10 protein-coding genes are annotated in these 10,373 nt (G+C 70.9%); 7 read left to right on the top strand and 3 right to left on the bottom strand.

Annotation, left to right across the window (positions count from 1 at the left end; translation table 11 throughout):
* Positions 1 to 40: 40 nt before the first annotated feature.
* From ABZ928_RS33455 to ABZ928_RS33430, 6 genes are all read left to right on the top strand, one after another.
* Positions 41 to 1,144, top strand: a complete 1,104-nt coding sequence (locus ABZ928_RS33455; RefSeq protein ID WP_361527222.1) for a TraR/DksA family transcriptional regulator — start codon at positions 41 to 43, stop codon at positions 1,142 to 1,144.
* Positions 1,145 to 1,205: 61 nt separating this feature from the next.
* Positions 1,206 to 1,805 carry a signal peptidase II gene (gene lspA, locus ABZ928_RS33450; protein WP_361527220.1) on the top strand — a complete coding sequence of 200 codons (600 nt, stop codon included), beginning with the start codon at positions 1,206 to 1,208 and terminating at the stop codon, positions 1,803 to 1,805.
* A 43-nt stretch (positions 1,806 to 1,848) separates the two neighbouring features.
* Positions 1,849 to 2,793 (top strand): RluA family pseudouridine synthase, encoded by a 945-nt coding sequence (locus ABZ928_RS33445; protein WP_361527218.1) that lies wholly within the window; start codon positions 1,849 to 1,851, stop codon positions 2,791 to 2,793.
* Positions 2,790 to 3,260 (top strand): GNAT family N-acetyltransferase, encoded by a 471-nt coding sequence (locus ABZ928_RS33440; protein ID WP_361527216.1) that lies wholly within the window; start codon positions 2,790 to 2,792, stop codon positions 3,258 to 3,260. Before ABZ928_RS33445 ends, ABZ928_RS33440 begins: the two co-directional genes overlap by 4 nt.
* A 90-nt stretch (positions 3,261 to 3,350) precedes the next feature.
* Positions 3,351 to 4,937 carry a Na+/H+ antiporter gene (locus ABZ928_RS33435; protein ID WP_361527214.1) on the top strand — a complete coding sequence of 529 codons (1,587 nt, stop codon included), beginning with the start codon at positions 3,351 to 3,353 and terminating at the stop codon, positions 4,935 to 4,937.
* A gap of 68 nt (positions 4,938 to 5,005) precedes the next feature.
* Complete coding sequence (locus ABZ928_RS33430; RefSeq protein WP_361527212.1) at positions 5,006 to 5,746, top strand: SDR family oxidoreductase; 741 nt, start codon at positions 5,006 to 5,008, stop codon at positions 5,744 to 5,746.
* 17 nt (positions 5,747 to 5,763) lie between these two features.
* Here ABZ928_RS33430 and ABZ928_RS33425 read toward each other — a convergent pair whose 3' ends face one another.
* Positions 5,764 to 6,879, bottom strand: coding sequence for a mechanosensitive ion channel domain-containing protein (locus ABZ928_RS33425; protein ID WP_361527210.1), 1,116 nt, complete (start codon positions 6,877 to 6,879; stop codon positions 5,764 to 5,766).
* A 29-nt stretch (positions 6,880 to 6,908) separates the two neighbouring features.
* On the opposite strand from ABZ928_RS33425, the gene ABZ928_RS33420 reads away from it, so the two are divergent.
* Positions 6,909 to 7,478 (top strand): dienelactone hydrolase family protein, encoded by a 570-nt coding sequence (locus tag ABZ928_RS33420; protein WP_361527208.1) that lies wholly within the window; start codon positions 6,909 to 6,911, stop codon positions 7,476 to 7,478.
* 1 nt (position 7,479) lies between these two features.
* On the opposite strand, the gene ABZ928_RS33415 is transcribed toward ABZ928_RS33420, so the two are convergent.
* A complete protein-coding gene (locus tag ABZ928_RS33415) occupies positions 7,480 to 8,469 on the bottom strand; it encodes a zinc metalloprotease (protein WP_361527206.1) in 990 nt (329 codons plus the stop codon).
* A 176-nt stretch (positions 8,470 to 8,645) separates the two neighbouring features.
* The gene (locus ABZ928_RS33410; RefSeq protein WP_361527204.1) at positions 8,646 to 10,304 is read right to left on the bottom strand and encodes an alkaline phosphatase D family protein; all 1,659 of its coding nucleotides are present in this window, start codon (positions 10,302 to 10,304) and stop codon (positions 8,646 to 8,648) included.
* Positions 10,305 to 10,373 lie beyond the last annotated feature (69 nt).

Below are 10,373 nucleotides of genomic sequence, written 5' to 3'. Positions count from 1 at the left end.
ATTCGCGTGCAAGATCACAATATGTGAAGGGGCCGCGGCCATGGTGGCGAAGAAGACCGCCGTACAGCAGTCGGCGTCGGGCAGCACCAGGCCTGCCGAGGCCTCCGGCGGTGCGGCCAAGGACGTGGGCGGGAAGAAGAGCGCGCAGGGAGGTGCCGCCAAGGCGGCGAAGGCCGTGAAGACGGTCGGCGCCGGCGCGGGGAAGGCGGCCGCCAAGAGTCCCGCGAAGAAGACCCCGGCGAAGAAGGCGACGGCTACCCGGGCGGCATCCAAGACGGCCTCCAAAACCGCCTCCAAGTCGGCTCCCGCGCGGAAGGCGGTCGAGGAGGAGGGGCCCGAGAGACCGGCGGCGGCAGCAGGGAAGACCGCCGCGAAGAAGACGGCGGCTAGGACGGGGGCGAAGAAGGCGGCGGCGAAGGAAACGGCGGCGAAGGAAACGGCGGCCACGAAGACGGCAGCGGCGGGCGCGAAGGCGTCGGCGGCGGGCAATGAGACCGCCGCGGGGAAGAAGCCGGCCGCCGCGACGAAGAAGGCGGCCGCCAAGAAGAGCGCTGCCGCGAAGAGCACCTCCACGAAGAGCACCTCCACGAAGAGTGCGGCCGGCAAGAGCACGGCCAAGAAGGCGGGCGCGGCGCAGGCCGCGCAGCAGACGGGAGCCACGACGGTGGTTGCGAAGAAGACTCCTGGCACGGCCACGGCGGCGAAGACCGCCGTCCCCAAGGCACGCCTCGCCGCGGCGGTGACTCCGGGCGAGCTCGCGGTCCGCCCCGGCGAGGACCCCTGGACCCCGGAGGAGGTCGCGGAGGCGCGCGCCGAGCTCCAGTCCGAGGCGCTGCGGCTGCGCTCCGAGATCACGACGTCCGAGGAGTCCCTGGTCGGTCTGATGCGGGACTCCGGGGACGGCGCGGGCGACGACCAGGCCGACACCGGGACCAAGAACATCACGCGTGAGCACGAGATGGCTCTCGCGGCCAACGCGCGCGAGATGCTGCTCCAGACCGAGCGCGCCCTGGAGCGGCTCGACGCGGGCACGTACGGGCTGTGCGAGAACTGCGGCAACCCCATCGGCAAGGCGCGGATGCAGGCGTTCCCGCGGGCCACGCTGTGTGTGGAGTGCAAGCAGAAGCAGGAACGCCGGTACTGAGGGTGCGGTCGGGCGTGCCGTACCCTCGTCCTCAGTCAGGTACCTAGGTCGAGGGACTCACGTGGCAGAGGCGGAGCGCATCATCGGTACGCCGGACTCCCCGGAGGGGGCGGAGGCCGAGCCGGAGCAGTCAGCCGGTGCGGAGGGGCAGCACAGCGCCGAGGCGCGGCCCAGGGGGAAGCGGCGGGTCGCCGTGCTGTTCGCGGTCGCCGCGTTCGCGTACGCCCTCGACCTGATCAGCAAGATGATCGTGGTCGCCAAGCTGGAGCACCACGCGCCGATCGAGATCATCGGGGACTGGCTGAAGTTCGAGGCGATCCGCAACGCGGGCGCGGCCTTCGGGTTCGGCGAGGCCTTCACCGTGATCTTCACGGTGATCGCGGCGGCCGTGATCGTGGTCATCGCCCGGCTCGCCCGCAAGCTCTATAGCCTGCCCTGGGCGATCGCGCTCGGCCTGCTGCTGGGCGGTGCGCTCGGCAACCTCACCGACCGGATCTTCCGCTCGCCCGGCGTCTTCGAGGGCGCGGTCGTCGACTTCATCGCGCCGAAGCACTTCGCGGTGTTCAACCTCGCCGACTCGGCGATCGTGTGCGGCGGCATCCTGATCGTGCTGCTGTCCTTCAAGGGCCTCGACCCGGACGGGACCGTCCACAAGGACTGAGCGCGCGTTCGGGACTGTCCGACCCGTCCGGCATACTCGACGGGTGAGCACAGTTCCCGAGGTCCGTACCCTGCCCGTGCCCGACGGCCTGGAGGGCGAGCGCGTCGACGCCGCCATCTCCCGCATGTTCGGCTTCTCCCGCACCAAGGCGGCCGAGCTGGCGGCGGCGGGCAAGGTCCAGGTCGACGGGTCCGTGGTCGGCAAGTCCGAGCGGGTGCACGGCGGGGCCTGGCTGGAGGTCGAGATGCCGGGGGCGCCCGCGCCCGTGCAGATCGTCGCCGAGCCGGTCGAGGGCATGGAGATCATCCATGACGACGACGACGTCGTGGTGATCGTCAAGCCCGTCGGTGTGGCCGCCCACCCGTCGCCCGGCTGGACGGGCCCGACCGTCATCGGCGGCCTCGCCGCCGCCGGGTACCGGATCTCGACCTCCGGCGCGGCCGAGCGCCAGGGCATCGTGCACCGCCTCGACGTGGGCACCTCCGGCCTCATGGTGGTCGCCAAGTCGGAGCGGGCGTACACCTCGCTCAAGCGCCAGTTCAAGGAGCGCACGGTCGACAAGCGCTACCACACGCTCGTGCAGGGCCACCCGGACCCGACGAGCGGCACCATCGACGCACCCATCGGCCGTCACCCCAACCACGACTACAAGTGGGCGGTGACCGCCGACGGCAAGCCGTCGGTCACGCACTACGACCTCATCGAGGCGTTCCGCGCGGCCTCCCTGCTCGATGTGAAGCTGGAGACCGGCCGCACCCACCAGATCCGCGTCCACATGGCCGCCCACCGCCACCCCTGCGTCGGCGACCTGACCTACGGCGCCGACCCGACCCTCGCCAAGCGGCTGCACCTGACCCGGCAGTGGCTGCACGCCGTCCGCCTCGGCTTCGAGCACCCCGGGGACGGGCAGTGGGCCGAGTTCGAGAGCGACTACCCGGCCGACCTCCAGAAGGCCCTCGACCAGGTCCGCGAGGAGACGTACGGATGAGCCTGCCGTCGTACGCCGTGCGGGTCGCCGAGGAGCCCGCGGACCGCGAGATGTGCTTCGCGGTGCGCAAGGAGGTCTTCGTCGCCGAGCAGGGGGTGCCGGAGGACCTGGAGTACGACGCGTACGACGCCGTCGCCGTGCATGTCCTGGCCGTGCGGGAGGACGGGGTGCCGCTGGGCACCGGGCGGCTGCTGCACGGCCCCCGGGCCGCCGAGAAGATCGGCGGTGACCTGACGCTGGGGTCGCTCGGGCGGCTCGCCGTCACCCAGGAGGCGCGGGGGCTGGGCGTCGGGGTGGCGCTGGTGCGGGCCATCGAGGACGCGGCACGCGCGCTCGGGCTGGCGGCGGTGGATCTGCACGCGCAGACCCATGCGCTGGGGTTCTATGAGCGGCTGGGGTACGAGGCGTACGGGGCGGAGTACCCGGAGGCGGGCATCCCGCACCGGGGGATGCGGCGCGCTCTGTAGCGCGGGGCGCCGAAAACGCTGGTGAGAGCGGCGGCGTGGCAGGCTTGAGGTCTGTCGTCCGAACGCCGAGAGCTCATCGGAGTGCTGACCGTGGATCAGTTGGCCCTGTTGTTCGTGCTGTTGCTCGGGGCCGTGGTGAGTGTCCCGGTCGGGGACCGGTTCGGGCTGCCGGCGCCGGTGTTGATGACCCTGCTCGGGATCGTGCTCGCGCTGCTCGACTTCGTGCCGAACGTCGAGATCTCGCCGGACCTGATCCTGCCGCTGCTGTTGCCGCCGCTGCTCTACGCGGCCGTACGGCGGACGTCCTGGCGGCAGTTCGCGGCCAATGTCAGGCCGATCTTCCTGCTGGCGGTGGCGCTTGTCTTCGTCACCACGCTCTGTGTGGCCGTCGTCGCCAACGCGATCGTGCCCGGGCTGCCGATCGCCGCCGCCGTGGCGCTGGGGGCGCTGGTCGCGCCGCCCGACCCGGTCGCCGCGACCGCCGTCGCCGGGCAGCTCGGGCTGCCGCGCCGGCTGGTGTCGATCCTGGAGGGCGAGGGGCTCTTCAACGACGTGACGGCGATCGTGCTGTACCACGTGGCGATCGCCGCGGTCGTCAGCGGATCGTTCCACCTCGGGGAGGCCGCGCTCGAACTGGTGCTGTCCGCGGTCGTCGCGGTCGTCATGGGCGTCGCCCTCGGCTGGGGCGCCAACAAGCTCATGGACCTGCTCGGCGACGCCACCCTGCAGATCGGCCTGACCCTCCTCGTGCCGTACGCCTCCTATGTGCTCGCCGAGGAGCTGCACGGCTCCGGAGTGCTGGCCGTGCTCACCACCGCGCTCTTCCTCGCCGAGTACGGCACCGATGCCGACGACGTGCTGACGCGGCTCGCCGGGCACACCTTCTGGGACATCGTCGACACGCTCGTCACCGGGGTGGCCTTCGGGCTGATCGGGCTCGAACTGCACAACGCCGTCAGGACCGCGTCCGGGCGGTGGGGCGAGATGCTCGGCTGGGCGGCCGCGATCGTGGGGGTCGTCGTCCTCGTACGGCTGGTGTGGCTGCTGCCCGCGACCTGGGTCGCCAAGCGGCTGCACGCGAAGCAGGACTACGACGAGGAGATCCCGATGAGCTGGCGGGAGACCGTCGTCATGTGGTGGTCCGGGATGCGGGGGGTGGCGTCCGTGGCGCTGGCGCTGGCGGTTCCGCTGAAGATCGACGACGGGTCGGCCTTTCCCGACCGGGACGAGATCGTGTTCATCGCGTTCGGCGTCATCATGGCGACCCTCGTGCTCCAGGGGCTGACCCTGCCCTGGCTCGTGAAGCGGCTCGGCGTGGAGGCCGACACCGAGCGGGAGAAGGAGTTCGAGAAGACGCTGGCGATCCGGGCGGCCAAGGCGGCCAAGCGCCGGTTGAAGGAGATCGAGGAGGTCGAGGAGCTGCCGGAGGAGCTGTCCGAGCAGATGCTGCGGCGGGCCTTCGACATCGGAGTGCGGATCAGCCCCGACATGGGGGACGAGGAACGGCGGGAGGCGCATCAGCAGCGGGTGAAGCGGCTGAAGCGGGTGCGGCGGATCCAGGGCGAGATGATGAGCGCCGCGCGGCACGAGGTGCTGGCGGCGCGGAGTGAGCCGGGGGCGGATCCGGAGGTCGTGGACCGGGTGTTGAGGCACCTCGACGTGCGCAGCCTGCGGTGAGCTGATCGTCGTATGGCAGTCGTGTAAAGGGCAACGACTTTGCGGGCGGCTCTTTTTAGGGTGGAGGCATGGCTCGCAACGTGGTGATCAGTGGTGGCGGTACGGGAATCGGGCTCGCGGCGGCGCGGGCGTTCGCGGCGGACGGGGACCGGGTGCTGCTGCTCGGGCGGCGGAAGGAAGTGCTGGAGCGGGCGGGGGTGCCGGGGGCGTCGACGTACGCGGCCGATCTCACCGACACGGCTCAGGTGCGCGGGGTCGCGGAGTTCGTCGGGCGGGAGCTGGGGGCCGTGGACGTTCTCGTCCACAGTGCCGGAGGGACCGGGCAGCTCGAACCGCCTGCCTCCGGTGACGATCCGCTGGACGCCGTCGCGCACAACTGGACCGTCAACTTCCGGCTCAATCTGCTGACCGCCGCGCTGCTCACGGAGGCGCTGAAGGACCGGCTGGCCTCGCCCGGCGGGCGGGTGCTGTTCGTCAGCTCCATCGCCGCCTACCGGGGCTCCGGGAGCGGGGCGTACGGGGCGGCCAAGGCCGGACTGCATCCGTACGCCCATGATCTGGCCCGGGATCTCGGACCGCGCGGGATCACCGTGAACGTCGTCGCGCCCGGCTACATCGAGGACACCGAGTTCTTCGGCGCCGCCATCGACCCCGCCCGCCGCGAACGCCTCATCGCCGACACCGCCAACGGCCGCGCCGGGAACCCCGGGGACATCGCGGAGACCCTGCGCTGGCTGGCCTCGCCCGGCGCCGGCCATGTGACCTCGCAGATCGTGCAGGTCAATGGGGGCGCCGAGCGGGGCAATTGACGGTCAGTGGCTTGCCCTCAGCGGCCTGACCTCGGGGGCTCGTGGGCCCTGCGGGGGGCGCCGTCCGGGGTGGGGGACGGGCGGCCGCCGTTGGTGCCCGGGGGGAGGGCCGAGTCCGCCGTGTTGACGCGGGGGAGGGCGTACGGGTGCTGCTCGGTCAGCCAGCGGATCATCTGTTCGCGGACGGTGACCCGGACCTTCCAGATGTCGTCCGCGTCCTTGGCCGTCACCAGGGCCCGCACCTGCATGGTGTTCGGGGTGGAGTCGGTGACCGAGAGGTCGCAGGCGCGTCCGTCCCACGCCGGGCAGTCGCGGAGGATGTCGCGGAGCTTCTCGCGCATCGCCTCCATCGGCGCCGAGTGGTCGAGGTGCCAGTAGACGATGCCGGTCATCTGGGCACCGCCGCGCGACCAGTTCTCGAACGGCTTCGAGGTGAAGTACGACACCGGCATGGTGATCCGGCGCTCGTCCCACGTGCGGACCGTGAGGAAGGTCAGCGTGATCTCCTCGACCGTGCCCCACTCGCCGTCCACCACGACCGTGTCCCCTATGCGCACCATGTCGCCGAACGCGATCTGAAGCCCCGCGAACATATTGCTCAGCGAGGACTGCGCCGCGACACCGGCGACGATGCCGAGGATGCCGGCCGAGGCCAGCAGGGAGGCGCCGGCCGCGCGCATCGCCGGGAAGGTCAGCAGCATCGCGGCGATCGCCACCACGGCGACGACCGCGGCGACCACTCGCGTGATCAGCGTCACCTGGGTGCGCACCCGGCGGACCCGGGCGGGGTCGCGGCTGGCGCGGGCGTAGCGCGAGTACGTCGTCTCGACGACCGCGGCCGCGATCCTGATCGTGAGCCAGGCGGCCGCCCCGATCAGCACCAGGGTCAGCGCCTGTCCGATGCCGACCCGGTGTTTCTCGAGGATTTTCGCCGAGTCGTACGACCCTCTGAGCAGGGCCGCGCAGATGACGAGCTGGTAGGGGATGCGACCGCGGCGCAGCAGACCCCACAGGGGAGTCTCGCTGTGCCGCTGGTCGGCCTTGCGCAGCAGCAGGTCGGTGGCCCAGCCGATGACGAGCGTGAGCACGACCGAGCCACCGATGACGATCAACGGGCGCAGTACGTTCTCCATGTGTCCGACCGTACTGGCACGATGGCCTCATGAACATCATGCTCTTTCACTCGACGTACGGTCTGCGGCCCGCGGTGCGCGCGGCGGCGGACCGGCTGCGCGCCGCCGGACACGAGGTGTGGACGCCGGATCTCTTCGAGGGGCAGACGTTCGAGACGGTCGAGGACGGCATGGAGTTCAAGGAGCGGATCGGCAAGGACGAGCTGCTCAAGCGGGCCGTGCTGGCCGCCGCGCCCTACTCGGAGCGGGGCCTGGTGTACGCCGGGTTCTCCTTCGGCGCCTCCGTCGCGCAGACCCTCGCCCTCGGCGACGACAAGGCGCGCGGACTGCTGCTTCTGCACGGCACGTCGGACATCGCCGCCAACGCCGCCGTGGACGAACTGCCGGTGCAGCTGCATGTCGCCGAGCCCGACCAGTTCGAGACGGACGACTGGCTGAGCTCCTGGTATCTCCAGATGGGCCGCGCGGGCGCCGACGTCGAGGTGTACAGATACGCCGGGGCCGGTCATCTCTACACCGACCCCGACCTGCCCGACTACGACGAGGAGGCCGCCGAGGCCACCTGGCGGGTGGCGCTCGGCTTCCTCGACTCGCTCTAGGTCAGCCTGCGCGGTAGGCCGCGAAGCTCTGCTGCATCCGCGTCACCTGGCCCGAGGTGAACTGGTACATGCAGCTGTCGTACGTGTAGTCCATGAAGTTGTGGATCGGGTCGACGCCGGTCTTGTTGGTGCAGCTGTCGCGGCCGGTCGGGCACTCGTAGGCGGCACTCTTCTCGGCCGGGGTGTCGCTGACGTAGTCGCCGTTGCCGTTACAGCCGCCCTGGAAGGTGTGGTACAGCCCCATCCAGTGGCCGACCTCGTGGGTGGCGGTGTCGCCCTCGTCGTAGTTGGTGGCCGAGCCGCCGGGCAGGGACGCGTCGAGGATGACGACGCCGTCCATGGTGGGGCTGGACTTGTAGGAGCTGGGGAAGGTGGCCCAGCCGAGGAGGCCGTCGCCGAGGTTGGCGGTGTAGATGTTGAGCGCGTTCGCGCCGCCCTTGCGCAGAGCGGTCTTCATCGCCTTCTCCTCCGTGGAGCCGTAACCGACGTTGTACCAGGTGGCGTTGTCGGTGTAGTCGGTGCCGGCCAGGGTGAACTGGTAGCCGGAGTCGACGTTTCCGGTGCCCTGGCCCGCGTAGGCCGCGTTCAGGACGTTCAGCTGGGCGGTGATGTCGGAGGAGCCGAGGTTGCCGGTGGCGCCGTCGTGGATGACGTGGAAGTACACCGGGATGGTGGTGGAGGCCGCGGCGGCGAGGCTCCGGCTGCCGGACTTGGGCAGCTTGTCGAGCTTGGCCTTGAGGTCGGCGTTCATCGCCTGGGCCTTGGCGGCGCTGACCTCGTTGGGCTCGGCGATGTGCTCGCCGCTGCCGGGGCGGGACTCTCGGGCCGCCGCGTGGGTGTCCGTGTCGGCGCAGTCGGCGGCGGCCGGAGCCTGGGCCGCCGCGAGTCCGGTGGGCGCCGACAGGGGAGTGAGCATCAGGGTTCCGGCCACAACGGCCGTGCCGAGAAGGCGTCTGCGCATAGTGGGGGATATCCGGGCAAGCGCACGCATGCTGACTCCTAGCGGATGCGTTGGGGAGAGCGGACGCAGGGGTCTTCCTGGCCGCCGCCCGGAGATTACGTGTACATGCTCAGCCTGTAAATGCCTTCCGATCACCTTCTGACCGGCCAAGGGGCGCGGCCGTATACGAACACAGGCCGCGCCCCTCGCCGTTGGCCGGAACGTGACTACACGGGGTCGTACGTCCGCTCGACCTTCTGCGTGCCGGTCTTCGTCCGGTACGAACGGGCCCAGGACGAGGTCGCGTCGGCCTTCGTCTTGTCGGAGACGACGTAGTAGTCCATCTGCGCGCGGTCGGCCGTGATGTCCAGGACGCCGTAGCCGTGGCGGTCCGTGTCGACCCAGTGGACATGCCGGTTGGCCAGCTTGATGATCGGCGCGGCGACCGCGGAGACCGTGCCCTCGGGGACCTTCACGAGGTCGTCGAGGTTGTCGGAGGTCACCGACGTCACGACGAACTCGGTGGCGGCCGAGGCGGACAGCGGATACGTACCCGCGTCCACCGGCACGTCGTTGGCCCACGCCATGTGGATGTCACCGGTCAGGAACACGGTGTTGCGGATCGCGTTCGAGCGCAGGTGGGCCAGGAGTTCGCGGCGGTCGTCCGTGTAGCCGTCCCACTGGTCGGTGTTGAGGGCGAGCCCCTCCTTCGGCAGGCCCAGCAGCTCGGCGAGCGGCTTCAGCAGGTCCGCGGAGAGCGAGCCGATCGCGAACGGCGAGATCATCACCGAGTTGCCGACCAGCCGCCAGGTCGTGTCGGAGGACTTCAGCCCCGCCTTCAGCCAGTCCAGTTGGGCCCGGCCGGTGAGGGTGCGGTCCGGGTCGTCGACCGAGCCGTTCCCGACGGACACCTGCTGCGAACGGAACGACCGCAGGTCCAGCAGCGACAGATCGACCAGCTTGCCGAAGCGCAGCCGCCGGTAGGTCGTCCCCGCGATCGCCGGACGCACCGGCATCCACTCGAAGTACGCCTGCTTTGCGGCGGCCTGGCGCGCGGCCCAGGTGCCCTCCGCACCCTCGGTGTGGTTCTCGGCCCCGCCCGACCAGGCGTCGTTGGCGAACTCGTGGTCGTCCCAGATCGCCACGACCGGCGCCACCGCGTGCAGCGCCTGGAGATCGGCGTCGGTCTTGTACTTCCCGTGCCGGGTCCGGTAGTCGGCCAGGCTGAGGATCTCGTGGGTCGGCGCGTGCTGCCGTACGACGGTGTCGCGCGTCCCGTACTCGCCGGTGCCGTACTCGTAGATGTAGTCGCCCAGGTGCAGCCAGGCGTCCAGGTCACCGCGGGCCGCGAGATGGCGGTACGAGGAGAAGTAGCCGGCCTCCCAGTTGGCGCAGGAGACCACGCCGAAGCGGAGGCCCGTGACGGCCGCGTCCGCCGCCGGCGCGGTGCGGGTGCGCGCCGCCGGGGAGTCGGTGCCGCCCGCGGAGAAGCGGAACCAGTAGCTCGTGGCGGGGGCGAGGCCGCGGACGTCGGCCTTGACGGTGTGGTCGGAGGCGGCGGTCGCGGTGACGGAACCCTTGGCGACGATGTTCGTGAACGCCTTGTCCGAGGCGACGGTCCAGCTCACCTCGGTGTCCGGGCCGAGCCCGGATCCAGGCACCGCCTCGGCCGTCGGCGTCACCCGGGTCCACAGCAGGACGCCGTCCGGGAGCGGGTCCCCGGAGGCCACGCCGTGCAGGAACGCGGGGGCCTCGGCGGCGGCTTGAGCGGGGAACGGGGCTGCTATGAGGGCGGCGCCCGCGGTGGCGGCGGCGGCCTTCACGACCGTACGGCGGCGCGGCGCCAGGGAGTTGAGGCGCTCGGATACTCTGTGTCTACTGGTCACGAGCGATCAGGTTACTGGCCGGTATGAACGAGAGCGGGCGAACTGGTAAAAGTTCGCCCGCTCTTCAGG

Origin of the sequence: Streptomyces sp. NPDC046909, from assembly GCF_040644695.1 — a bacterium.
Lineage (GTDB): Bacteria > Actinomycetota > Actinomycetes > Streptomycetales > Streptomycetaceae > Streptomyces.
Note: the sequence above shows the minus strand (reverse complement) of the source record. Positions and strands in the feature narration are given on the sequence as shown.